Below are 24,429 nucleotides of genomic sequence, written 5' to 3'. Positions count from 1 at the left end.
ATCCCTGTCCGGGGCCGGGATTCCAAACGGAATTCCGGCCCCGGGGGAGGGGATGCAAAGATCAGCTCGTGTTGAGGCGGACGGAGCTGAGGATCTTCTCGTACGTCTCCTGGCTGACCTCGCCGGGAACTCCGGCCGCGCTGTAGAGGACCCAGGTCGCGAAGTCGTTCTTGGCGTTCTTGAAGCTGAAGGCGATGCTCTTGCCGTCCGAGGAGCACTTGTTCTCCTTCGGCAGGCCGGTCACCGAGGCGGTCGCCATGTGCCCCTTGAGGCCGGAGGAGGTGGTGTACTCCTTGGGCTCCGTGACCTTGGTGGTGCCCTTGGGCCCCTTCTGCGCGTATCCGGCGAAGGCCCAGTTGCCGGCCTCGGTGCGCGCCGCCTCGGCGGTGTCCTTGGCTCCCTGGCCGCCCTTGGTGCCGGTGCCGCCGAGCGCCGTGGTCTCCTCGCTGCCGTTCTTGTCGGAGTCGACCTTGCACCAGTCCTGCTTGAGGTACGCCGGCGCGGACATCATGAGGATCGGCGAGCCGTCGCCCTTGGCCTCGTCCTCGAAGCCGATCGACATGCCGGAGGTCAGCACCTCCCAGTCCGGCGGGACGTCGAAGGCGGTGCCGTGCTTCGGGTTGACGACCACCTTCCAGCCGGGGATCACCGGCTTCAGTTCACCACCGGCGCGCGGGTTCCCGGTGGGGGCGGCCGGTGCGGTCGAGCTCGCGGCCGGGGACGAGGCGGCGACGACGGGCTTGTCGTCCGCCTGGGCGCCCTTCTTGTCCCGGGTGAGCACGAAGGTGCCGGTGACGGCGGCCGTCACGACGACCGCCGCGGCCGCGACGATGGCCACGGTCTTCGTGGAGAAGCGGGTTCCGCCGCCCTGGGGTGCCTGCGGGGGCTGCTGTCCCCACGGCTGTACGGGAGGGGGGGTCTGGTAACCCGGCTGGGGATAGCCGTAGCCGGGCGGCTGCTGCTCGCCGAACCCCTGCTGCGGCGGCTGCTGCTGGTACGGGTTCGGCGTTCCCGGCTGCTGCTGGTACGGGTTCTGTTGCGCGTCCTGGGGGCTGTTCTCTCCCCCGGGCGGCTGCTGCTGTCCTGGCCACATGGCCGGTAACGATAGTGGGAGCGGGTGTCGGGAGCCACGGCCGCCCCTGGGGGAGGTCTGGCCAACCGCATCTACTCGTGGGTAACATCGCGTTCCATGAGCGCAGAACAGATGAACGTGGGCGAACTGCTCGCCGCGACGGTACCGATGGCCCGCACCCTCAACCTCCAGTTCCTGGAGACCACCCCGGAGCGCGCGGTCGTCCGCCTGCCGGACCAGCCCGACTACCACAACCACGTGGGCGGCCCGCACGCCGGCGCCATGTTCACGCTGGCCGAGTCCGCGAGCGGCGCCATCGTCCTGGCCGCCTTCAGCGACCAGCTCTCGCGCGCCGTACCGCTCGCCGTCAAGGCGGAGATCGGCTACAAGAAGCTCGCCAAGGGCGTCGTCACCGCCACCGCCACCCTCGGCCGCCCGGCCGCCGAGGTCATCGCCGAGCTGGACGCCGGCGGTCGCCCCGAGTTCCCCGTCACCATCGCCATCCAGCGCGAGGACGAGGCCGTGACGGGTGAGATGACGGTCGTCTGGACGCTGCGCCCCAACGCGTAGTGCTCTGAGCTGCTGGAAGAGGGTCTCCCTGGGCCTTCGGGGGGAAGCCCAGGGAGTTCCCGGGAAGCTCTTCCCGGGGGCTCATCACGGGAAGCGGCCGGAAGGCCGTCGCCGGCCGCCGGAGTCCGTCCGGCGACGGAGGGGAGTCCCATGGCCGAGGTCGACATCGGCCTCGACGCCGAACTCGTGGTGGAGGTGATGGTCCACGGCCGGCACCACACGAGGCGGGAACCCGAGGGCCTGCCACCGCCGCCGCAGGGCTGAACCTCGGCATCGCGGTGGCGCGTCCGGGCGAACCCGACGGCCCCCCGGCGCACAGTGGGCGCGGGAGCGGTCCGGCGCGGGCCGCTCCCGCCGATGCCGACGCCGCAGGGAGCGCCATGAGCGAGGCCGTGTCCAGACGTTCCGCGGTGCGCCTGCTCGGCGCACTGGGCGCCACGCTCGCCACCGCCGGCTGCGTGGCCGCCGTACCGCCCCGGGCCACGCCCCGCAAGGCGTCCCCCGCGGCGGGCCCCGCCGGGCAGCCGGCCGGCACGGCCCGGATCGACGCCCTGCTGGGCCGGCTCACCCTCGACGAGAAGACCGCCCTGCTGCACGGGGCCCCGGACCCCGCCCCGCTCGGCCAGGCCGGCCACGTGCCCGGCGTACCCCGGCTCGGGGTCCCGGCCCTGCGGCTCGCCGACGGACCCGCCGGCGTCCGCGTCGCGGCACGCGCCACCGCCCTGCCCGCGCCCGTGCTGCTGGCCTCCGCCTTCGACCCGGCGCTCGCCCGGGAGTACGGCCGGGTCCTCGGCCGCGAGGGTCGCGCGCTGGGTCAGGACGTGCTGCTCGCCCCGATGGTCAACCTGATCCGCACCCCCTTCGCCGGACGCAACTTCGAGACCTTCGCCGAGGACCCCAGGCTCACTGCCGACCTGGTCGCCGAACTCGTCCGGGGCATCCAGGACGAGGGAATGATCGCCACCGTCAAGCACTTCGCCCTCAACAACCAGGAACGCGGTCGCGACACCATCGACGTCGTCGCCTCCGAACAGACCCTGCACGAGACCGAACTGAGGGGTTTCGAGGCCGCGGTCGCCGCCGGCGTCGGCGCGGTGATGGGCGCGTACAACAAGGTCAACGGGACCTACGCCTGCGAGAACAAGGCGCTCCTGGACGAACTGCTGCGCGGCCGCTGGGGATTCGACGGCTGGGTGGTCTCCGACTGGGGCGCCACCCACGGCACCGTCGCCTCCGTCAACGCCGGCCTCGACATGGAGATGCCCGGTGGCACCCACTACGGCGCCCCGCTGCGCGAGGCGGTGAGCGGCGGCTCGGTGTCACAGGACACCGTGGACCTCGCCGTACGCCGGATCCTGACCACCATGGACCGCTTCGGGCTGCTCGCCGAACATCCCGCCGCCCGTCCCGCCCGCGACGCGTCCGCCGGGGCCCGGTTCGCCCGCAAGGTGGCCACCGCCGGGGCGGTGCTCCTGCGCAACGAACACGGCACCCTGCCGCTGACCGGGGCGTCGGCCCGCTCGATCGCCGTGATCGGCCCGACCGGGCAGGTGCCCTTCGTCGGCGGTGGCGGCAGCGCCCACGTGGTCCCCGACGCGGCCGAGGCCCCGCTCACCGCCATCAAGCGGCGCGCCGGGAAGGGGGCGAGCGTCCGGCACGTGCTCGGCGAGGACGTGTACGGCCGGGCGCTCCCGCCGACCCTGCTGACGCCGCCCGTCGACCTGGACGACCGCAGCGTGGACGCCGGCCGCCGCTGGAGCCACGAGGGGACGTTCAGCCTGGCCGCGGACGACGAGTGGACGCTGATCGTCCACTACGCCGGGAAGCGGCCGGTCGTACGCCTCGACGGGGAGGACCTGTTCCCCGTGCGCCAGGGCGTCGCCGAGTACTTCGCGGGCGGCCTTCTCGGGGCGGCCCCCGACGGGCTGACCGTCCGGCGCCACACGCGCCCCCTCAAGGCCGGCGTCCACCGCCTCGCGGTCACCGCGGACGGCGGGGACAAGGGGCTGCGCTTCCGGCTGCGGCACATCACCCGCGCCGGCCGGGCCGCCGACGTCGCCGAGGCCGTCAAGGCCGCCGAAGAGGCCCACAGCGTGGTCCTGTTCGCGTACGAGGACGCCACCGAGGGACGCGACCGCACCTCGCTCGCGCTGCCGGGCGGGCAGGCCGCGCTGATCGAGGCCGTCACCGCCGTCAACCCGCGGACCACCGTGGTCCTCAACACCTCCTCCAGCACCACCATGCCCTGGCTCGCGCGGACCGGGGCGGTCCTCCAGATGTACTACCCGGGGCAGGAGGGAGCCGGCGCGACCGCCGACCTGCTCTTCGGGGACGTCGATCCGGGCGGCCGGCTGACGCAGACCTTCCCGGTCGAGGAGCGGGCGACCCCGGTCGGCGGGGACCCGCAGCGCTACCCCGGCGTCGGCGGCCGGCAGGAGTACACCGAGGGCGTGCACGTCGGCCACCGCTGGTACGACGAGCGGAAGGTGGAGCCGCTGTTCCCCTTCGGGCACGGGCTCTCGTACACGACGTGGGCGTACGAGAAGCTTGCCGTGCGAGCGGAGCGCGGCGGGCTGCGCGTGGAGTTCACGGTCCGCAACACCGGACCCCGCAAAGGCGTGGAGGTGGCGCAGGTGTACCTCGGGCCGGCCGGCTCGCTGCGACTGGACCAGCCTGTGCGCGTGTTGGCCGGGTACCGGCGGCTGACCCTGGCCCCGGGACAGGCGCAGCGGGTCACCGTCGACATCGACGCCCGGACGCTGTCGTCCTGGGATCCGGACCAGCACACCTGGGTGGTGGGTTCAGGCCCGCGCGAGGTGTTCGCGGGCCGTTCCTCGCGTGAACTGCCACTGAGGGCGAGGGCCGTCGTGGCGAGCCGATAGGCTGCCCGTTCGGCGTGTCACAGGGGGCGCGCCGAAGATGATCTGGAGGACGTACCGGTGCACATCCAGGAATGGCTGGAGACGATTCCGGCGGTCAGCGTCTATCTCCTGGTGGGGCTGGTCATCGGACTGGAGAGCCTGGGCATCCCCCTGCCCGGTGAGATCATCCTGGTCAGTTCGGCCCTGTTGGCCTCGCAGCACGGCGAGATCGACCCGGTGGTGCTGGGGCTCTGCGCGATCACCGGGGCCATCGTGGGCGACTCCATCGGCTACGCCATCGGCCGGCGTGGTGGAAAGCCCCTGCTGGAGAAGCTCGGCCGGCGCTTCCCGAAGCACTTCGGGCCGGAACACGTGGCGCTGGCGGAACGCTCCTTCGACAAGTGGGGCATGTGGGCCGTCTTCTTCGGCCGGTTCGTGGCGCTGCTGCGCATCTTCGCCGGACCGCTGGCGGGCGTGCTGCGCATGCCGTACTGGCGCTTCCTCGTCGCGAACATCCTGGGCGGCATCCTCTGGGCCGGCGGCACCACCGCCGTCATCTACTCCGTCGGGATCGTCGCCGAGCCGTGGCTGAAGCGGTTCTCCTGGCTGGCCCTGGCGGCAGCCCTGCTGATCGGGCTCACGGTGACGCTGGTGGTGCGCGGCCGGATGAAGAAGGCGGCGGCGCAGATGCGGGCGACGGAGTCGGCCGTTCCCGCCGGGCGGACACCCGCGGCCCGGTCCTCCGAGTCGGCCGAGTCGTCGGCGGCGCCGGCGTCCTCGACCTCCTCCACCTCTTCGGCCTCGACTGCGGCGAGGCCGTCGGACTGACGCCCCGACCCGCGCCGGCCCACGTCCGCCGGCCCGCGCGGGCGGCGGGCCGGCGGAACCGCGTCAGGCGTCGGGGGTCACCGAGGCGCGGTGCTGCTTGGCCAGTTCCGTGTACATCAGGGCGTTGACCTTGATCCCCTCGCGCTCCTCCTCGGTGAGCTCGCGCCGCACCTTCGCCGGCACGCCCGCGACCAGGGAGCCCGGCGGGACCACCATGCCCTGCGGGACCAGCGCCTGCGCGGCCACCAGCGAACCGGCGCCGATCACCGCGCCGTTCAGCACCGTGGCGCCCATGCCGATGAGGCAGTCGTCCTCCACGGTGCAGCCGTGCACCACCGCGTTGTGGCCGATGGAGACGCGCGCGCCGATGGAGACCGGGAAGCCGGGGTCCACGTGGATCGTGCAGTTGTCCTGCACGTTGCTGTCGGCGCCGAGCGCGATCGGGCCGCAGTCCGCGCGCAGCACCGCCGAGTACCAGACGCTCGCGCCGGCGGCGAGGGTCACGTCGCCGATCACCGCCGAGGTGGGCGCCGTGAAGGCGGTGGGATCGATGACCGGCTGCCGTCCGCCCACACCCGCGACGAGTGCCTGGGCCGCCTGCTGCGTCATGTTCTCTTCCCTCTGTTCCGTGGTCTGCGGTCTGCCGCGCTGACAGCACGGTAGGCCACCTCCCGCGCGGGCCCGGGGATGGGGTGAAGATCACGGCGCGCTACCGGCGGCCGGCAGGCTACGGTGACCGGGTGCCGAAGAACCAGAACACGTTCTCATCCCTGCGGCGTCGGGTGGTCAACCGCGCCGTCCACGCGGGCTGGCGCTGGATGCAGCGTGCCGGCGCCGTCACCGCCGAGACCCCCGGACGGCTGCGCTTCGGCGCCATCGGGCCCGCCACCCGTCTCGCCTTCCCGCAGGGCACGATCTTCGGGGAACCCTGGATCAGGCTCGGAGACCACTGCATCATCGCCGAACAGGTCACCCTGACCGCAGGGATGATGCCCGACCTCGACCTCGGCCCGGACCCGATGCTCGTCCTCGGCAACGGCGTGGTCCTCGGCCGGGGCAGCCACGTCATCGCCGACACCCGGATCACCATCGGCGACGACACCTTCTGCGGGCCCGGCGTCTACATCACCTCCACCAACCACAGTTACGACGACCCGCACCAACCCGTGGGCAAGCAGTGGCCGCGCAGCGCCCCGGTGGAGATCGGTCCGGGCTGCTGGCTCGGCACGGGCGCGGTGATCCTGCCCGGGGCCCGGCTGGGCCGCAACGTGGTGGTGGCCGCGGGGGCCGTCGTACGCGGCGAGGTGCCCGACCACGCGGTGGTCGCGGGGGCGCCGGCGCGGATCGTGCGGCGCTGGGAGCCGGAGACGGGCTGGCAGCCGCCGCTGCGCACGCCGACGCCGGTGCCGATCGCGGACGGGGTCACCCCCGGCCAGTTGCGGGCACTGGCCGAGCTGGCGGAGGCGGAGCAGCGCACGTCGCAGACCGCGGGCGACCCGGCGTAGCGGGCCGCTACCCGGCGGCCAGGAGGACGGTGCCCGCCAAGGCCAGTCCGGCGCCCGCCGCCTGTACGGTCCGCAGCCGCTCCTTGAGCATCACGAACGCGGCCAGCGCGGTGATCACCGGGTAGAGCGAGGAGAGCACGGCGGCCACGGTGACCGGGCCGTTCTGCGCGGCGACGGAGTACGTGCCGTTCGCCGCGACGTCCGCGAGGCCGACGAAGGCCAGCGCCGGCAGCAGTGCCCACAGGATCGCGCGCCCGCCGTCCGCCGGAAGGGCGGGGGCGCCGCGCCGGGTCCGGACCCACAGGGCCGCGCCGCCGGCGGCCACGTTCGTCACCCGCTGGACGAAGAGGGCCAGGAACAGGCCGGGCAGGGTGGTGGAGGCGTGCGAGATCAGGGCCATCACCGCGCCGAACCCGAAGGCCGCCACCAGGGTGAGGACGACGGCCCGGCGCTGTACGGGGGCTCCCCGCAGCTCGGGACCGCCGGCGAGGACGATGCCCCCGACGGCCACGGCTATCCCGGCGAACTGGCCGAGCCCCGGCCGTTCACCCAGCGCCAGCCCGGCCCCGACCGGCACGATCACGCCGAGCGAACCCAGCGGGGACACCACGCCCATCGGCCCGAGCGCCAGCGCCTCGTAGAAGGCGAGCATCGCCAGCGGGCCGACCAGGCCGGCGCCGACCGCGAACCACAGCTGGGGCCCGGCCTCGTGCCAGGCGCCCGTGCCGAGGACCACCGCGCCCAGCACGACGACGGCGACGACTTGCGAGACCACGACCACCGTGAGCGCCGGCAGCCGGCGGGTGAGCAGCCCGCCGCCGAAATCGGCCAGGCCCCACAGCGCGGCTGTGGCCAAGGCGAACAGGGTGGTCATGGCAGGACCTCGCAGTACAGTGCAGTGAACGATGAAGTACACCGCACCATAGTTCACTTCATTGGACTCTGTCAGTCAGAATATTGGACCACGAGTGTGGGGGCGATACGTTGTCGGACCTAGAGGAGCTCACCCAGGCCCTCGCGCGGAACCTCAGGCGATGGCGCGGCGAGCGGGGCTTCACCCTGGAGGCGCTCGCGGCCCGGGCCGGGGTCAGTCGCGGGATGATCATCCAGATCGAGCAGGCCCGGACGAACCCCAGCGTCGGCACCACCGTCAAACTGGCCGACGCGCTCGGCGTCAGCATCACGACCCTGCTCGACCGCGACCGAAGCCCACAGGTGCAGGTGGTGCTGCCGGGCCAGGGGGTGCGGATGTGGTCCACCGAGGGCGGCAGCGGCGCCACCATGCTGCTCGGTGACGACCGGCGCGGACCCCTGGAGGTGTGGACCTACCGCCTGGAACCCGGCGAGGGCACCGACTCCGACCCCCACCCGGCGGGGACCCTGGAGATGCTCCACGTCACGGCGGGCACCCTCACCCTCCTCGTCGACGGGGAGGTGTACGCGGTGCCCGCGGGAGGGGCCGTCTCCTTCGAGGGGAACGTTCCGCACACCTACCGCAACGACGGGACCGAGCCCATGGAGATGACCATGGCCGTCTCGATCCCGCCGGTGACCGGGCCGTGAAGACTCAGGTGCGGTGAAGGCTCGCGCGGTCGGGGTTCGTGCGGTCAAGCCTCGCGTGCGGTGAAGCCTCGCGTGCGGTGACGCCCCACGTGCGGTGAACGCGTCCGGCCGGTCGGGCGGTCAGAGCGCCGGGATCTCGATCGCCGGGCAGCGGTCCATGACCATGTCCAGGCCGGCCTCGCGGGTACGGGCGTAGGCCTCCTCGTCGATCACGTCCAGCTGGAACCAGACGGCCTCCGCCCCGACCGCCACGGCCTCGTCGGCCACGGCGCCGGCGAGGGCGCTGTTCACGAACACGTCGACCACGTCCACCTTGAACGGGATCTCGCGGAGCGAGGCGTAACCCCGTTCCCCGTGCACCGTCTCCGCCTTGGGGTGCACGGGGATCACGCGCTTGCCGAACCGCTGGAGCACCCGGGCCACCCCGTGGGCCGCCCGGTCCTCGTTGTTGGACAGGCCTACCACGGCCCAGGTGTCACCGAGTTCGGTGAGGATCTTGCGGATGGTCGCCGGGTCGCCGTACACGTGTGCCGCCTCCTGCCGCTCCGGTGCTGCGCGCGGCCCGGCCCGATGCCGGCCCGCACGTCGATCAACCGCCGGGACCCGTGTCCGATTCCCCGGCCCGACGAGCGGCCGGAAAGACCCTTGGCCACGGCTTAGGGTGGAACGGTGACGGCAGACCAGTACGTGACGGTGGCCCGCGAGGGCGTGCACGAGTCCGAGATCAACCGCTCGCGGTTCCTGTGCTCGCTCGCCCCGGCCGCGACCGAGCAGGAGGCGCAGGCGTTCATCGCGCGCATCCGCAAGGAGCACCCCACCGCCTCGCACAACTGCCACGCCTACGTGATCGGCGCCGACGCCTCCGTCCAGAAGGCGAGCGACGACGGGGAACCCGGCGGCACCGCCGGAGTCCCCATGCTCCACATGCTCACCCGACGCGACATCCGCTACGCGGTCGCCGTCGTCACCCGCTACTACGGCGGCGTGAAACTCGGCGCCGGCGGCCTCATCCGTGCCTACGGCGGAGTCGTCGGCGAGGCGCTCGACGCCCTCGGCACCGTGACCCGCAGGCGCTACCGCCTGGCCACCGTCACCGTCGACCACCAGCGCGCCGGCAAGACCCAGAACGACCTGCGCTCCACCGGTCGCACCGTGGTCGACCTGCGCTACGGGACCGCGGTGGAGATCGAGGTCGCGATCCCCGAGGCCGACCTGCCCGCGTTCGAGGCCTGGCTGGCCGACAGCACCGCGGGCAGCGCCACCCTCACCCTGGGCGGGGAGACGTACGCCCCCTGACGGCGGGACGCGGGCACCCCGAACACGTCCTTGGCGGGCCCGGCGACGGGTTAGCGTAGAGGTGGCACAGGGCCAGAGGGCGACCAGGGGGAGACGGCATGCGCGGCGGGGCCGGCGAGTGAAGTTCCTGCACACCTCCGACTGGCACCTCGGACGCTCCTTCCACCGCGTGAACATGCTCGGAGCCCAGGCCGCCTTCATCGACCACCTCGTCGCGACCGTCGAGGAACACGAGGTCGACGCCGTCCTCGTCGCCGGTGACATCTACGACCGGGCCGTGCCCCCGCTGCCCGCCGTCGAACTGTACGACCGGGCCCTGCACCGGCTCGCCGCGCTCGGCGTACCGACCGTGATGATCTCCGGGAACCACGACTCCGCCCGCCGCCTCGGGGTCGGCGCCGGGCTCATCGACCGGGCCGGGATCTTCCTGCGGACCGACCCGGCGGGCTGCGCCGACCCCGTGGTGCTGTCGGACGCGCACGGCGACGTGGCGCTGTACGGACTGCCCTATCTCGAACCGGCTCTGGTGAAGGACACCCTGGGCGCGGACCGGGTCGGTCACGAGGCCGTGCTGGGCGCGGCGATGCGCCGGATCCGGGCCGACCTGGCCGGCCGGGCCCCCGGCACCCGCTCGATCGTCCTCTCCCACGCCTTCGTCACCGGGGGGACGGCCAGCGACAGCGAGCGCGACATCACCGTCGGCGGGGTCGAGGCCGTGCCCGCCGACGTCTTCGCCGGGGTGGACTACGCCGCACTCGGCCACCTCCACGGCTGCCAGACCATCAACGAACGGGTCCGCTACTCGGGTTCCCCGCTGGCCTACTCCTTCTCCGAGGCCGACCACCGCAAGACCATGTGGCTGATCGACCTCGGCGCGGGCGGGGAACTGACGAGCGCGCAACGGATCGAGAACCCCGTCCCGCGCCCCCTCGCCCGGATCCGCGGCCGACTGGACGACCTGCTCACGGACTCCGCGCTCACCCGGCACGAGGACTCCTGGATCGAGGCCACCCTCACCGACCCCGCCCGGCCCGAGGACCCCATGGCGCGCCTCGCCGCCCGCTTCCCGCACACCCTCAGCCTCGCCTTCGACCCCGAGGGCCGCGAGGAGGACGGCGGGATCTCCTACGCCCAGCGGCTCAAGGGCCGCAGCGACCAGGAGATCGCCGAGGACTTCGTCGCCCACGTGCGCGGCGGCGGATCCGCCGACGAGGCCGAACGGGTCGTGCTCCGAGGAGCCTTCGACGACGTACGGGCCCAGGCCCGGCACGAGGAGACCGCCCGATGAGGCTGCACCGGCTCAAGGTCACCGCCTTCGGCCCCTTCGCGGAACCCCAGGAGATCGATTTCGACGCGCTGTCCGGCGCCGGCCTCTTCCTCCTGCACGGTCCCACCGGAGCGGGCAAGACCTCCGTCCTCGACGCGGTCTGCTACGCCCTGTACGCCTCCGTGCCCGGCGTCCGCCAGAACCCCGGGAACAGCCTGCGCAGCGACCACGCGGCCCCCGAGGCCCCCACCGAGGTCACCCTCGAACTCACCGCGGGCGGACGCCGTCTGGAGATCACCCGGCGGCCCGAACAGGACCGGCCGAAGAAACGCGGCACCGGCACGACCAAGGACAAGGCGCAGAGTTGGCTGCGCGAGTACGACGGCGAGAACTGGACCGCGCTGAGCCGCTCCCACCAGGAGATCGGCGAGGAGGTCGAACAACTCCTCGGCATGAGCCGCGACCAGTTCTGCCAGGTGGTGCTGCTGCCGCAGGGGGAGTTCGCCCAGTTCCTGCGGGCCGGCGCCGAGGCCCGCGGCCGACTGCTCGGGCGGCTCTTCGACACCCACCGCTTCGCCGCCGTCGAGACGCTGCTCGCGGAACGTCGCCGCACCGCCGAGGCCAAGGTGCGCGCCGGCGACGAGAAGGTCCTCCACACCGCACAACGCCTGGCCCAGGCCGCCGGGGACTGCGCCGACCTGCGCTCCTGGCCGCTGCCCCGCCACCAGCCCGGCGACCCCGGCCTCGCCGAGGCGATCCGGGCCTGGGCGGCCGTCGCACGGTGCGCCGCACGGGAACGGCTGACCGTGTCCGAGTACGCGCTGGCCGCCGTCGAAAGCCGGTACGCCGCCACCCGGCGGGCCGCCGAGGACGCCCGGGAACTCGACCGGCTCCAGCGCCGGCACGCCGAGACCACCCGCCGGGCCGCCCTGCTCGCCGAGGCCGCACCCGAACGCGAGCGGGTCCGGGCCCTCCTGGACCGGGCCCGTCGGGGCGCCCTCGTCGCCCCCGCCCTGGAACTGCGCGGAGCCGCCGCCGCCGCCCACCTGACCGCCGCCCACGCCGAATCCCTCGCCCGCGCCGAACTCCCCCCGGCCCTCGCCGAGGCCGGCACGGAACAACTCGCCACCGTCGAGCAGCGGTTGCGCGAGGAACTCGGCGCCGTCGGCGCCGCCCAACGCGCCGAGCAGCGCAGCGCCGAGATCGGCCGCGAACGTGCCACCCTCGACCGGGAGTCCCGGGACGCCGACGAGCAACACCAGGAGTCCGCCGAGTGGCTCGCCCGCTGGGAGGCCACCCGGACCGCGCTGGTCACCCGTGCCGACGCCGCCCAACAGGCCGCCACCCTCGCCGAACAACTCGCGGGCCGCCTGGAGCCCGCCCGGATGCAGCTGAGCGCCGCCCGGCGACGCGACGCCCTCGCCTCCGACGCCGAAGCCGCCTCGGGCGACCTGCTGGCCGTACGCGAGGAGTCCACCGCCGCCCGGGAACGTTGGCTGGAGCTGAAGGAGACCCGGCTGCGCGGGATCGCCGCCGAACTCGCCGCCGCACTGGTGGCGGGGGAGCCCTGCACGGTGTGCGGATCGGCGGAGCACCCCGAGCCGGCCCGCCCCGCGCCCGGGCACGTCGACCGGGCCGCCGAGGACGCCGCCCACGCCCGCTTCGAGCAGGCCGAGGAGCGCAGGGCCACCGTCGAGCGGAGACTGGCCGCCGTGCGGGAGGCCGAGTCCGAGGCCGCCGCCGCGGCCGGGGACGCCACCACCGCCGAACTGCTCGCGCTCCACGCCGACCTCGGCTCCCGGCACGCGGCCGCCCACGCCGACGCCGCCGGACTGCACGCCGCCCGCGAGCGCCTCGCCCGCGCCGAGCAGGAGCACACCGCGCGCAGCGCCGACCGGCTCGACGCCGAGCGCCGGGCCGCCGCGCGGGCCTCCCGCCGGGAGGCCCTCGAACGGGAACAGGCCTCCCTGGAGGCCGAACTGGTCCTCGTACGGGGCGACGCGCCCAGTGTCGCGGCCCGCGCCCGGATCCTGGAGGACCGGATCCGGATGGTCACCGGCGCCGCCGCGTCCCTGCGCCGCGCCGAGACCACCGCCGCCCGCCTGAAGGAAGCCGACGACCAGCTCGCCGACGCCGCCTTCAAGGCCGGCTTCGACACCACCGAAGCGGCGTCCGACGCCGTGCTCCCCGAGTACGAACGCACCGCGCTCCAGCACCGGCTGGACTCCTGGCAGGCCGAGGAGGCCATGCTCGCCGACCGCCGCGGCGAGAGTGAGACCGCCGCCGCTGCGACCCTGCCGCCCGCAGACCCGCACAGCGCCGAGGCGCACGCGGACGCGGCCGCCGCGAGGCTGCGCACGGCCGGCTCGGCCGTCGACGCCGCCCGGGTGCGCTGCGCCGAACTGGACCGGCTCTCCCGGCAGGCCGAGCAGGAACTGCGCGCCCTGGGCCCGCTGCGCGAGGCCTACGACCGGGTGGCCCGGCTCGCCGGACTCACCGCGGGCACCTCCGCCGACAACGAGCGCAAGATGCGGCTGGAGTCGTACGTCCTGGCCGCCCGACTGGAGCAGGTCGCCGCTGCCGCGACGGTGCGGCTGCTGCGCATGTCCGGAGGCCGCTACACGCTCGTCCACTCCGACGCGAGGGCGAGCGGCCGGGGCCGCTCCGGCCTGGGGCTCCACGTGGTGGACGCCTGGACCGGCATCGAGCGGGACACCGCCACCCTGTCCGGCGGCGAGACCTTCTTCGCCTCGCTCGCGCTCGCCCTCGGGCTGGCCGACGTGGTCACCGACGAGGCCGGCGGGATGCGCCTGGACACCCTGTTCATCGACGAGGGCTTCGGCAGCCTCGACGACCAGGCCCTCGACGAGGTCCTCGACGTGCTGGACTCGCTGCGCGAGCGGGACCGCAGCGTCGGCATCGTGAGCCACGTCGCCGATCTGCGGACCCGGGTCCAGGCCCAGCTGGAGATCGTCAAGCAGCGCGGCGGCTCGATCGTGCGCCACCGTACCGGCGGTCTCAGGGGCTGAGGGGCCGCCGTGACAGCGGGGACGAGTACACGATGCTCGTGGTGACGGACCCGAGCCCCGATATCCGGCCGGTGATCTCCTCCAGGTGCCGCATGGAGCGCGCGGCCACCTTGAGCACGAAGCAGTCGTCGCCCGTGACGTGGTGGGCCTCCAGGATGTCCGGTGTGGCCTCCAGGAGATCGTTGAACGGCTTGTAGTTGCCGTGCGGATAACGCAGCCGAACCAGGGCGAGCACGGGTTTGCCCAGCTTCTCCGGATCCACCACGGCCGTGTACCCGGTGATCACGCCCGCCTCCTCCAGCCGACGCACCCGCTCGGTGACGGCGCTCGCGGACATGGACACCGCCCGCGCGAGCTTGGCGAATCCGGCCCGTCCGTTCTCTTGCAGGGCCGCCAGGATGCGCCAGTCCGTGGCGTCGGGGGAATAGTCGGTCATCCCGCAGATGTAGCAGGACATTCCCCGGCCATACAAGAGGAAGGCCGGGGAAACCACCTTCCGACGCCGATCGGCAGGTCATAGATTCCAGACCATGACGACGACACGGAACACCGAGGCCACCCCCGCCACCACCGCCCACCCCGTGCTCCGGGTCCCCCCGGCGAGCCCGGCCGCGGCGGCCGCCTACTTCGCGGCGAGCCTCGCCTTCCACGCGGACGTCTCCGACGTCGCCGGCGCGGTCAAGGCCCACCGCGAGGAGGGCGCCGCACTCGGCTTCCAACTGGTCGACTCCCGCTCCACCGGGGCCTGGGACCAGGCCCACGTGCCCGGCGCGATCCACCTGCCCACCGCACTCGTTCCCGGACAGGCCGACGAACTCCTCGACAAGGACGTCCCGGTGGTCACCTACTGCTGGGGCCCCGGCTGCAACGGAGCCGCCCGGTCGGCCCTCGCGCTCGCCGAACGCGGCTACCGGGTCAAGGAAATGCTCGGCGGCATCGAGTACTGGATCCGCGAGGGCTTCGAGGTCGAGACCCGGGAAGGCAACCGGCAGCGCGCCGAAGCCGACCCGCTGACCGCGCCCACGGACTCCGCCGACTGCGGCTGCTGACCTCGCCCCGCGGGCGCGGCACGACGGCGGACCGCCCACCCGCGCAGGGGTGAGCGGCCCGCCGTCATCCGTGACCCGAAGCCGGGATCAGAGCTTCGAGAGCTCGTCCACCAGGTCGTCCAGCCCCAGCGAACCCTGCGACAGCGCCGCCATGTGCCACGCCTTCAGGTCGAAGGCCTCGCCGTGCGCGGCGCGGGCGTTGTCCCGGCCCAGCAGCCAGGCGCGCTCGCCCAGCTTGTAGCCGATGGCCTGGCCCGGCATCGACAGGTAGCGGGTCAGCTCACTCTCGACGAAGTCGCCCGGCCGACCGCTGTGCAGGCCGAAGAACTCCTGCGCCAGCTCCACCGTCCACCGCTCGCCCGGGTGGAACGGCGAGTCCGCCGGGATCTCCAACTCCAGGTGCATGCCGATGTCCACGATCACGCGCGCGGCGCGCATCATCTGGCAGTCCAGGTAGCCCAGCCGCTGCTCGGCGTCCTTGAGGTACCCGAGTTCGTCCATCAGACGCTCGGCGTACAGGGCCCACCCCTCGGCGTTGGCGCTCACCAGACCGACGCTCGCCTGGTAGCGGGACAGCTGGTCCGCGACGTGCGTCCACTGCGCCAACTGGAGGTGGTGACCCGGAACCCCCTCGTGGTACCAGGTCGAGACCAGGTCGTACACCGGGAAGCGGGTCTGGCCCATCGTCGGCAACCAGGTGCGCCCCGGGCGGGAGAAGTCCTCCGACGGGTTGGTGTAGTACGGGGCCGCCGCGCCACCCGGCGGGGCGATCATCGACTCCACCTTCTTGACCCGCTCGGCGAGTTCGAAGTGGGTGCCGTCGAGGTTCTCGATGGCCTCGTCCATGAGGCCCTGCAACCAGGAACGGACCTCGTCGACGCCCTCGATGTGCGTGCCGTGCTCGTCGAGGTGCCGCAGCGCGTCCCACGGGTTCGAGCCCGGCAGGATCTTGTCCGCCTCGGCCTTCATCTCGGCGAGCAGCCGGTGGTACTCCGACCAGCCGTAGGCGTAGGCCTCGTCCAGGTCCAGGTCCGTGCCGTTGAAGTACCGGGACCAGCGCGCGTAGCGCTCGCGGCCCACGGTGTCCGGGGCGTCCGCGACGGCGGGTGCGTACACCTCGCTCATCCAGTCGCGCAGTGCGACGACGGCGGTCGTGGCGGCCGAGGCCGCCTCGTCCAGCTCGGCGCGCAGGGAGTCCGGGCCGTCCGCCGCGAACTTCCCGAAGAAGTCGCGCTCGCCGTCGTCGGCCTGACCGGCCCAGGTGGTGAGCTGACCGATGAAGGTGGCGGTGGGGCGCGGACCTCCGTACAAGCCCCGGTCCAGGCCCAGTTGCAGGCTCTCGCGGTAGCCGGCGAAGGTGGCCGGGACCGCCCGCAGCCGTTCGGCGATGGCCGCCCAGTCCTCGGCCGTGTCGGCCGGGGTCAGCGTGAAGATCTCGCGGACCGAATGCGCGGGGGAATGGAGGTTGCTGACCGCACGGAGGTCCTCGTCGGCCTCGTACACGCCCAGTTCCGCGGTGAGGCGCTCGCGCAGCAGGCGCGCGCAGCGGCGCTCGGCGTCGGTGTCGGCGCCGGGCAGCAGCTCGGCGGCGTCGAGCCGGTCGAGCGTGGTGCGGGCCAGCTCGGCGACGGCCGCGCGCCCGGCCGGGGAGAAGTCCGGGAGCCGGCGGGAACTCTCGGCGACGCCGAGGTAGGTACCGGTGATCGGGTCGATGGCGATGAGGTCGTCTACGTACGCGTCGGCGACCTGGCGGGGAAGCCGGCGGGCGCGGTCACTGTGGAGGGTCTCAGACATACGGCCATCTTCGTACGTGAGACGCCCTCCCGTCATCGGAGTTCGCTCTCGGCCTGCGGGCCCCTCGACCTGATGGCTTCCCGGGAGGGCCGTACGCGAGCGGGGGCCGCCCGCACCCGGCGGACGGCCCCCGAGTCCGCTCGTCAGCCCTGGAGCCGCGGGTTGTCGTACGCGTGCCTCGCGCGCGGGGCCTCGTGGGACGGCCGGGAGTCGACGCGGGCGGCGTCCAGCCGGGCCGTGATCACCAGGGTGCCCTCCTCGATCTGGTAGTCGAGGGGCAGTCCGAGGCCGCGCATGGCTGCGACCATGCCGGTGTTGGAGGCCTGGGTGACGGCGTAGACGCTGTCGCAGCCGGCCTCCACGGCCATCGACAGCAGCCGGCGCAGCAGTTCCGAGCCGATGCCCCGGCGCTGCCAGTCGTCCTCGATGAGCAGCGCCACCTCGGTCTCGTCGCCGTCCCACAACAGGTGACCGAGGGCGACGAGCTTCCCGGACGCGGTCGTCGCGGCCAGCGTGCGACCGAACCGGGGACTCAACAGGTGTCCGAGGTAACGATCGGCGTCGCCGACCGGCCCGTGGTAGCGAAGGCCCAGCGTGCGCTCGGAGCAACGGTCGTGCATCGCGCGGGCGGCGGCCAGGTCGGAGCCGTCGGCCCGCCGCACGGTGATCTCGTTGCCCTCCGGCAGCGTCAGCACGTCCTGGCTGCGCGGGACGCGCGGCCCGAGCCGGGCGTCGAGTTCCACCAGGGCCCGGGCGCGGGCGAACTCGGTCGGGGTGAAGGGAAGGTAGGGGCGCTCCACGGTGATCGCGCCGCCCGAAGGGTCGCGCAGCCGCATGACCGTGGCCTCCAGGACCCCTTCGACGGGGGCGTCCGCGCCGGCGTTGGGGCGGCCGGAGAGCGTGGTCGCGGGGATCGAGTGGATCGTGCAGCGGCCGAGCAGTTGGCGCAGGGCGAGCGGCAGCTCGGCGGCGTCCAGCGCGGTGCGGGTGGCGAGCCCGAGGACCCGGGTCGGGGTGTCGACCAGGTCGTGGGCGTCCGCGCGCTCGATCCAGGTGCTGTGCCCGCCGGCCCCGGCGATGGCCCGGGTCAGCTCCGCGGAGGGCAGCCGCTGGGGGGCGCGCAGCAGGAACTCGTCGACCGTGCCGCCCTCGGGGAGGGGGTGGGTCTGCAACGTCAGGATGTCCACGCCGCCGTGGGCGAGAGCGGTGCAGATCGCTGCCAGGCTGCCGGGTTCGTCACGCACCGTCGTGCGCATCCGCCACAGGGCGGGGGCCGCCTTCGGGTCGGCGGGGGAACCGGCGGTCTTCCCGGCGGGTGCGGCATGCGGCGCCGATCCCGCGGCCGGATCGGAGGGAGCTGCGTGTCCCGGAGGGGGCGCATGACTGTGGCGGCGTGCCCACCAGGTGTGGAACGCGGCCGTGACCAGGAGTGCGATGGCCGAGGCGACCAGCAGGATCGGGCCCCTGGGGCCGTGCACCACGAGATTGGCGATGCCGTCGGCCACCGCGACGGCGCAGAAGAGGGCGGCGAGTTCGACGACGTCACGGCGCCAGTGGTGGCGGTGGGGACGCTGGGCGGAGGCAACATTACGGTCAGTCATGCACACCACTGTGGCGTAGGGGTGTTGCGTGATCACGAACGATCTGTGACCGACTGGTTAAGTGTCGATCCGCTCGGTCTGCGATGTTTCAAGGTGTTTCGGCCGTTGTTTCCGGCGAGGTCACGACTGCCCCACGCGCCCCGGTCGGAGCGTTTTGGTGAAGAGCACCCGCCCTCCCTGCTGCCGCAGGCGCACGGTGAGATCCCCACTGTCCCCGTCGATGTCGACCTCACCGTAGTAGGGCGGGTTCTCGGCCGGGGACATGTTCGCCACCGAGGCCGACCGGACGTAGGCGGTCCGAGCGCCGAAGGTCGCGTCGAGGCGGCCCGCAGGGAAGGCGCCCGCGCCGATCGGGCCGGAGACGAACTCCCAGAACGGCGCGAAGTCCGTGAAGGCGGCCCGCTCGGGCGCGTAGTGGTTGGCGGCCGTGTAGTGGACATCGGCCGTGAGCCAAAGAGTGCCGGTGATGCGTTGGTGCTTGATGTGACGCAGGAGTTCGGCGATCTGGAGCTCCCGACCGAGAGGGGCGCCCGGATCCCCCTGGGCGACGGCCTCGAAGTCGGTGGCCCCGTCGGCGACGACGATGCCCAGCGGCATGTCCGCGGCGATCACCTTCCACGTCGCGCGCGAGCGCGAGAGCTCGCGCTTGAGCCGGCCCAGCTGTTCCGGACCGAGAATGCCGATCGGGTCGACGGTCTGGGTGTCGGGGGAATTGGGATTCCGGTAAGTCCGCATGTCGAGGACGAACACGTCCAGCAGCGGCCCGTGCCGCACCACCCGGTACATCCGCCCCTCGGCACCACCGCGCAGATCACTGACCGGGAAGTACTCCCCGAAGGCCTGCCGGGCCCGACCGGCGAGGGTGTCCACGTCCTTGACCGTGTACCGGGGATCCTCGATCCGCTGCCCCGGATACCAGTTGTTGCGCACCTCGTGGTCGTCCCACTGGGCCAGCACCGGGACCTGGGCGTTGAAGTCGCGGAGGTTGCGATCGAGCAGGTTGTAGCGGAAGTTCCCTCGGAACTCCGCCAGGGTCTCCGCGACCTTCGACTTCTCCTCGCTGGTGACGTTGCGCCAGACCGTCCCGTCGGGCCGGGGCACGGCAGCCTGGAGGGGACCGTCGGCGTAGATCGTGTCGCCGCTGAAGAGGAAGAAGTCGGGGTCCCTCAGCCGCATCTCCTCGAAGACGCGGTACCCGCCCACCTCGGGATTGATGCCCCAGCCCTGCCCCGCGAGGTCACCGGACCACAGGAACCGCACGTCGTGGCGGCGGGACACCGGCGTGGTGCGGAACGTGCCGCGCACCGGCTCGCCGGTCCGGCGGGGATCGGCGGGGTCCGCGAGCACGATCCGGTAGTGGATCTGCCGGCCGGGCGGCAGATCGCGCAGGGTGACGGTGCCGGTGAAGTCGGTGGCGGGACCGAGGAACACGCCCCCGTGGCGGCGCACGCCGTACCGGAACGACTCGCTCGGGGAGGTCTCGACGTACATCCGCGCCGGGCGGTCGGAGCGCGTCCAGACGGTGGCCGAATGGGCGGTGATCTCGCCGGACTGGGTGCCCCACAGGGCGTTCGGGCGGCCCGAGAGGACGAGTGCGGGAGCCCGGCGCGACGCGGCGAACGCCGGCGCGGCGAAGGCGCCGGACAGGACGAGCCCGGCCGGAACGGCGAGCGAACTGCCGAGCAGGGAACGTCGGGTGTGCGGCAGGGGTGCCATCGGTGCGTCTCCAGGGACCGGCGGGGGCGGGCCGGACCAGTGTGTCGCCGCACACCGGCCCGGCCGCGTCGCCCACGCGAACCGCGGATGAACAGCCGCCGGCCGCTCACACGACGCGCTGCTCCCCGCTCCACGCCGTCGCGTCCGGCATCGGGCCCGCTGTACCGTCCGATGCCCGGCGCGCGGTGTCGAGGATGACCCGGGAGACGAGGGCGGGGTCGTCGTTCATCGGGACGTGCCCACAGCCCGGGAGCCGCACCAGCCGGGCGGCCGGGATGAGGTTCTTGGCCCGCACGCCCTGCCGGCGCAGGAGGAGTCGGTCGCTGCTGCCCCAGGCGATGGTCACCGGCAGGCCCGGCACGTCGTCGGTGAAGAGTACGGATCCGCCCGCCGCCAGGGTCTTCTCGAAGCCGGTGGCGTCGCGCAAGGCGAGGGTCTCGGCCACCACCGCCTCGGGAGAACGCCGGGCCGGGCGGGCGTAGATGGTCCCGGTCAGCGCGGCCCGCCCCGCTCCGCTGCGCGAGAGCCGCTCCAAGGTGGGTCGCGGCAGCGTCCTCGCGCCGACGCGCATCGAGCGCAGGGCCGCGAAGGCGTACCGGCGCTCGGCCTGCGACCAGAACCCGGCGGGGGACAGGGCGGTCACCGACCGCACGAGGTGCGTGCGCGCCATTTCGAGCGCGAGCAGCCCGCCGAGGGAGTTCCCCGCGACGTGCGGACGCTCCACGCCCAGCGCCGAGCAGAGCGCGCCGAGGGCCGGGGCGACGGTGGACAGGTCGTACGGGACGTCCGCGGGCAGCGGATCGGAGGCACCGAAGCCCGGCAGGTCGACGGCGATGACCTCGTGCTCGGCGGCCAGGATGTCGATCACCGGATGCCAGGCCTGGAGGTGGTGGCCGATGCCGTGGAGCAGCAGGAGCGGCTCGCCGGCGCCCTTGCGCTCGTAGGCGACGGTGGCGGGACGGGGGCCGAGCGGAGAATCGATCGTGAACGAGACCGTGGCGGTCATGCTGCTCCTCGTCGGGCTGGACGCGTGTGAGACAGGCTGTCAGTAATGACTACCGTTCAGTAGCTTCCGCCGGCAAGTCCCCGCCGGAGATCGGGCGTTGGAATCCTCCGGACGCCCGGGGTCGCGGTGGTCGCCGGAGCGGTCGTGACCCGAGAGCGAGAACATCCCGTGAACGGGTTGCTGCATATGCCCGATCTGCCCGACAAAGCGGCGAGGATTGGTCTTGACCAAGGTGTTGTGCCGTCCTATCGTCGCAGGGATAGTGCAGGAACCTTTAATAAACAAGGGCGCGGAACTGCGGTGCGGAACTGCCGCTGGGACACGGCGATTGCATCGATTGCAGGAGGAGTCAGGGTGGGGACCACGCAGCTCGAATCGGTGCCGGAGCCGAAGTACTGGCACCTCAAGACCGTCCTCAGCGAAGCACTCGACCGGGACTTCGCCGTCGGCGAGATCCTTCCGAACGAGCGCGAACTCGCCGCACGCTTCGGAGTCGCCCGCGCCACCCTGCGGCAGGCTCTGGAACAGCTCGAACTCGAAGGCCGCCTGCAGCGCAGGCGCGGCGTCGGCACCACCGTCGCCCCGCCGCGCGTCGGCGTCGCCGTCGGTGACACCGGCCACAGCTGGCCCGGCGAGAGCGGCGACGGCTGGGAGGCCACGGACGCGGTCGAGGCCGTGCCGCCGGCCGCCGTGCTGAAGCTCCTCGGTCCCGGCTTCGCCGCCGACCAGCCCGTACACGTCGTGCGCCGGACCAGGGTCACCCAGGGGCAGGCTCTGGCCGCCGAGCTGCTGTACGTTCCGGCCCAGTCCGTGCCCGGACTCTCCGCCATCGACGCCCCGGCCGGACCCGCCCGCGCCCGCGCCGTGATGCGGGAACTCCAGCGCCTCGAGCTCGACGGCCAAGACCGCTCCGTGGAGCTGGGCTCCGCCCGCGCCGACGACGCCAAGGAACTCGACCGGCTGCCCGGCGCCCCGGTGCTGCTGGTGACCACGCGCTACATCACCGCCGCCGGCACGGCCGCCGTCGCGGTGGCCACCTACCGCGCCGACACCTGCCGCCTTACCTTCGGCGACTCGGGAGTCGAGATCACCGAAACCCGCGCCGCGTCCTGAACTGCGGAGCTTCTCCCGGAACGAGGACCACCCCGGGACGCCCGGCCTGCCTGCGGGGCGGTGTGGCCCTCCCGAGAGGGCGGGCCGTTCCGCACGGGGCACGTGGGGCGCCTGCGGTACGTGGGTCGCACGCGGTATGTGGGTCGCACGCGGTATGTACGGCGCCCGCGGTCCGTGGGTCGCAATGTACGTAGGCCGCGCGGTGCACGTAGGTCGCACGGTGCACGTACGTCGTACGGGGTACGTACGTCGCGCGATGCGCGCGCCCGCCGTACGAGCCCGCCGTATGAGGCAGGTACGCCGCACGCCCGCCCGACACCCGACAAGGGCCCGGCGCCCTGAGCGCCGGGCCCTTCTCGTCGCCCGGGCGTCTTCCCCGGCGCCAGTGGGCTGGGGGTTCCGGTGCTGGTGGCGGTGCTGGTGGCGGTGGCGGTGGCGGTGGGCGGCATAGACGGCCCCGGGAGCTTGCGGGCGCCCCGGCATCCCCGCCGCGCCGGGGTGCGGCCGAGCACGGGGGCGCGCTGTCACCATGAGCGCTGCCGTCACCGTGGGTCCTGGTGTCACCAGGGACCGGTTGCCCGTCCGGGGCCGTGTTGCCGCATTGGGTCGGGCAAACCGGTCGGCCGCTCCGCCGCTCACCAGCCAGCCAGCCAGCCAGCCGGTCGGTTCCTGGTCGGTCGATGGGCCGGTCGGTCGGGCTGGAGCCGGCCAGGACAGGGCCCGGCCAGGTCCCCGGCCGGAGTCAGCCGGCGCCCCGCAGTGGCGCGGAAGACAGGGGCGCAGAAGCGAACGCCGAGCCGCCCGGCCTGTACGCGGCATCACCCCGCCACATGCTCGGCCCGGGGCGCCGTGGAACGCCGCCCGGGGCCGGGGTGCCCGCCGGGGTGGGTCACGGCGCTGCCCTGTCCGACAGTGCCCGTGTCAGCGGCTCCGGGCCGTCACCGTTTTCTCCACCGCGAACAGCTCCTCCTCGACGTGATCCAATGCCAGCCGCAGCGCCCCGGTGGCCACCGCCGCCTCGCCGAGCAGAGACTGCACCACCCGGGGCGGGCGCAGGCAGTACCTCTCCAGCTCCCGGCGCAAGGGCTCCAGGACCCCGTCCAGACCGGCAGCCCAACCGCCCACCACCACCAGCTCCGGATCCATCGCCAGCACCAGCGCGGCCACGTCGTGCACCAGCCGCTGGAGGAACCGTTCCACGGCGGCGACCGCCCGGGAGTCCCCCCGCCTGGCCATCGCGAAGACCTCGGCCACGGCCGGCTCGTCGAGCGGATGCAGCGGTTCGCCGGTGGTGGACAGCAGCTTCTCCGGTGTGACCTCCCGGCCCAGCAGGTGCAGCGCGCCGATCTCGCCGGCCGCTCCGCCGTAGCCGCGGTGCAGTCGGCCGCCGATCAGCGAACCGGCGCCGGGACTGAGGCCCGCCATCACGAACACCATGTCGTCGGTGTCCCGCGCCGCACCCTTCCAGTGCTCCGCGACCGCCGCGGCGTTGGCATCGTTCTCCACCTGTACCGGGCAGCGGAACGAGCGCCTCAACCTCTCGCCGAGCGGCAGCCCGGTCCATCCCGGCAGGGCGGTCCCGAGGCGGACCGTCCCGTCCGCCTCCACGATTCCGGGGCTGCCCACACCGACGGCTCGCAGCGAGTCCCGTGGCACGCAGGAGCGCCGCAGCAGATCGGCCACCGCCGACCGGACCCGTTCCAGCCGCTCGTCGGCCGAAGCGGACTCGGCGACGTCCTTGGTGCCCGCGCCGATCACCCGCCCGTCGAGGCCGGAAAGCAGGACGGCGATCCGGTGCGAACCGATCTCGATGCCGAGCAGATGTCCCGCCTCGGTACGGAAACGGAACCGTCTGGCCGGCCGACCCTGTCGACGCGCGCCCTCCTCGGCTTCGGCCTCCACCACAAGCCCCGTGCCGATCAGCCCCTCCACCACACCCTCCACGGTCGGCCGGGAGAGCCCGGTGACCCGTGTGAGGTCGGTGAGGGTCGGCGATTCGGCCGCGCGCAGGGCACGCAGCACCACCGCCGAGTTGATCCTTCGGAGCAGAGAGGGGTCCCCGCCGGTCAGCTGCCCCAACGTGTGTCCTCCCAGCTAGCGGCCCTGTCAGCCGGATCGTACTGCGCACCCGCCGCAACGGCGAGAAGCGGCCCCCCATC

20 protein-coding genes are annotated in these 24,429 nt (G+C 73.3%); 10 read left to right on the top strand and 10 right to left on the bottom strand.

Going from position 1 to position 24,429, the window contains the following annotated elements; genetic code table 11:
• Positions 1 to 61: 61 nt before the first annotated feature.
• On the bottom strand, positions 62 to 1,093 hold the full coding sequence (locus ACQEVM_RS22780) for a hypothetical protein (protein ID WP_433081902.1): 1,032 nt from the start codon (positions 1,091 to 1,093) through the stop codon (positions 62 to 64).
• Positions 1,094 to 1,189: 96 nt separating this feature from the next.
• Between ACQEVM_RS22780 and ACQEVM_RS22775 the strand changes: the two genes are divergently transcribed.
• From ACQEVM_RS22775 to ACQEVM_RS22765, 3 genes are all read left to right on the top strand, one after another.
• Positions 1,190 to 1,642: a DUF4442 domain-containing protein gene (locus tag ACQEVM_RS22775; RefSeq protein ID WP_199826666.1), complete on the top strand. Its 453-nt coding sequence runs from the start codon at positions 1,190 to 1,192 to the stop codon at positions 1,640 to 1,642.
• A 380-nt stretch (positions 1,643 to 2,022) separates the two neighbouring features.
• Positions 2,023 to 4,524, top strand: coding sequence for a glycoside hydrolase family 3 C-terminal domain-containing protein (locus tag ACQEVM_RS22770; RefSeq protein WP_433081900.1), 2,502 nt, complete (start codon positions 2,023 to 2,025; stop codon positions 4,522 to 4,524).
• A 57-nt stretch (positions 4,525 to 4,581) separates the two neighbouring features.
• The gene (locus ACQEVM_RS22765; protein WP_433081898.1) at positions 4,582 to 5,331 is read left to right on the top strand and encodes a DedA family protein; all 750 of its coding nucleotides are present in this window, start codon (positions 4,582 to 4,584) and stop codon (positions 5,329 to 5,331) included.
• A 63-nt stretch (positions 5,332 to 5,394) separates the two neighbouring features.
• Here the strand turns inward: ACQEVM_RS22765 and ACQEVM_RS22760 are convergent, their stop codons facing one another.
• Positions 5,395 to 5,940, bottom strand: a complete 546-nt coding sequence (locus tag ACQEVM_RS22760; RefSeq protein ID WP_053683228.1) for a gamma carbonic anhydrase family protein — start codon at positions 5,938 to 5,940, stop codon at positions 5,395 to 5,397.
• Between the two features lie 131 nt (positions 5,941 to 6,071).
• Here ACQEVM_RS22760 and ACQEVM_RS22755 point away from each other — a divergent pair, with 131 nt between their 5' ends.
• Positions 6,072 to 6,836, top strand: coding sequence for an acyltransferase (locus tag ACQEVM_RS22755; protein WP_433081895.1), 765 nt, complete (start codon positions 6,072 to 6,074; stop codon positions 6,834 to 6,836).
• Between the two features lie 7 nt (positions 6,837 to 6,843).
• On the opposite strand, the gene ACQEVM_RS22750 is transcribed toward ACQEVM_RS22755, so the two are convergent.
• Complete coding sequence (locus ACQEVM_RS22750) at positions 6,844 to 7,710, bottom strand: EamA family transporter (protein WP_433081893.1); 867 nt, start codon at positions 7,708 to 7,710, stop codon at positions 6,844 to 6,846.
• 110 nt (positions 7,711 to 7,820) lie between these two features.
• Between ACQEVM_RS22750 and ACQEVM_RS22745 the strand changes: the two genes are divergently transcribed.
• A complete protein-coding gene (locus tag ACQEVM_RS22745; protein WP_433081891.1) occupies positions 7,821 to 8,399 on the top strand; it encodes an XRE family transcriptional regulator in 579 nt (192 codons plus the stop codon).
• A gap of 120 nt (positions 8,400 to 8,519) precedes the next feature.
• On the opposite strand, the gene ACQEVM_RS22740 is transcribed toward ACQEVM_RS22745, so the two are convergent.
• Positions 8,520 to 8,924 carry a CoA-binding protein gene (locus ACQEVM_RS22740; protein ID WP_433081889.1) on the bottom strand — a complete coding sequence of 135 codons (405 nt, stop codon included), beginning with the start codon at positions 8,922 to 8,924 and terminating at the stop codon, positions 8,520 to 8,522.
• Positions 8,925 to 9,068: 144 nt separating this feature from the next.
• On the opposite strand from ACQEVM_RS22740, the gene ACQEVM_RS22735 reads away from it, so the two are divergent.
• The 3 genes from ACQEVM_RS22735 (at position 9,069) to ACQEVM_RS22725 (ending at position 13,991) form a co-directional block, all read left to right on the top strand.
• Entirely contained in the window at positions 9,069 to 9,695 is a 627-nt protein-coding gene (locus ACQEVM_RS22735) for a YigZ family protein (protein WP_433081887.1), read from the top strand.
• Between the two features lie 118 nt (positions 9,696 to 9,813).
• Positions 9,814 to 10,983: an exonuclease SbcCD subunit D gene (locus ACQEVM_RS22730; protein ID WP_433081885.1), complete on the top strand. Its 1,170-nt coding sequence runs from the start codon at positions 9,814 to 9,816 to the stop codon at positions 10,981 to 10,983.
• Complete coding sequence (locus ACQEVM_RS22725) at positions 10,980 to 13,991, top strand: AAA family ATPase (protein WP_433081883.1); 3,012 nt, start codon at positions 10,980 to 10,982, stop codon at positions 13,989 to 13,991. Before ACQEVM_RS22730 ends, ACQEVM_RS22725 begins: the two co-directional genes overlap by 4 nt.
• Here ACQEVM_RS22725 and ACQEVM_RS22720 read toward each other — a convergent pair.
• Positions 13,981 to 14,427 (bottom strand): Lrp/AsnC family transcriptional regulator, encoded by a 447-nt coding sequence (locus ACQEVM_RS22720; protein WP_433081881.1) that lies wholly within the window; start codon positions 14,425 to 14,427, stop codon positions 13,981 to 13,983. The two genes, ACQEVM_RS22725 and ACQEVM_RS22720, sit on opposite strands and share 11 nt — an antisense overlap.
• A gap of 94 nt (positions 14,428 to 14,521) precedes the next feature.
• On the opposite strand from ACQEVM_RS22720, the gene ACQEVM_RS22715 reads away from it, so the two are divergent.
• On the top strand, positions 14,522 to 15,040 hold the full coding sequence (locus ACQEVM_RS22715) for a rhodanese-like domain-containing protein (RefSeq protein ID WP_433081879.1): 519 nt from the start codon (positions 14,522 to 14,524) through the stop codon (positions 15,038 to 15,040).
• An 87-nt stretch (positions 15,041 to 15,127) separates the two neighbouring features.
• Here ACQEVM_RS22715 and ACQEVM_RS22710 read toward each other — a convergent pair whose 3' ends face one another.
• The 4 genes from ACQEVM_RS22710 to ACQEVM_RS22695 all read right to left on the bottom strand — a co-directional run bounded on the left by ACQEVM_RS22710 (position 15,128) and on the right by ACQEVM_RS22695 (position 21,157).
• On the bottom strand, positions 15,128 to 16,834 hold the full coding sequence (locus tag ACQEVM_RS22710; RefSeq protein WP_433081877.1) for a DUF885 domain-containing protein: 1,707 nt from the start codon (positions 16,832 to 16,834) through the stop codon (positions 15,128 to 15,130).
• 143 nt (positions 16,835 to 16,977) lie between these two features.
• Entirely contained in the window at positions 16,978 to 18,435 is a 1,458-nt protein-coding gene (locus ACQEVM_RS22705; RefSeq protein ID WP_433081875.1) for a GNAT family N-acetyltransferase, read from the bottom strand.
• 120 nt (positions 18,436 to 18,555) lie between these two features.
• Positions 18,556 to 20,151 (bottom strand): alkaline phosphatase D family protein, encoded by a 1,596-nt coding sequence (locus ACQEVM_RS22700; RefSeq protein WP_433081873.1) that lies wholly within the window; start codon positions 20,149 to 20,151, stop codon positions 18,556 to 18,558.
• Between the two features lie 106 nt (positions 20,152 to 20,257).
• Positions 20,258 to 21,157 carry an alpha/beta fold hydrolase gene (locus tag ACQEVM_RS22695; protein WP_433081871.1) on the bottom strand — a complete coding sequence of 300 codons (900 nt, stop codon included), beginning with the start codon at positions 21,155 to 21,157 and terminating at the stop codon, positions 20,258 to 20,260.
• Between the two features lie 354 nt (positions 21,158 to 21,511).
• Here ACQEVM_RS22695 and ACQEVM_RS22690 point away from each other — a divergent pair, with 354 nt between their 5' ends.
• Positions 21,512 to 22,270, top strand: a complete 759-nt coding sequence (locus tag ACQEVM_RS22690; protein ID WP_433081869.1) for a GntR family transcriptional regulator — start codon at positions 21,512 to 21,514, stop codon at positions 22,268 to 22,270.
• 921 nt (positions 22,271 to 23,191) lie between these two features.
• On the opposite strand, the gene ACQEVM_RS22685 is transcribed toward ACQEVM_RS22690, so the two are convergent.
• Positions 23,192 to 24,349 carry an ROK family transcriptional regulator gene (locus tag ACQEVM_RS22685; RefSeq protein WP_433081867.1) on the bottom strand — a complete coding sequence of 386 codons (1,158 nt, stop codon included), beginning with the start codon at positions 24,347 to 24,349 and terminating at the stop codon, positions 23,192 to 23,194.
• Positions 24,350 to 24,429: the final 80 nt, after the last annotated feature.

The organism is Streptomyces sp. CA-243310, from assembly GCF_050936775.1.
GTDB lineage: Bacteria > Actinomycetota > Actinomycetes > Streptomycetales > Streptomycetaceae > Streptomyces.
The sequence above is the reverse complement of the archived record's forward strand: the minus strand, read 5'-3'. Positions and strand labels throughout refer to the sequence as shown.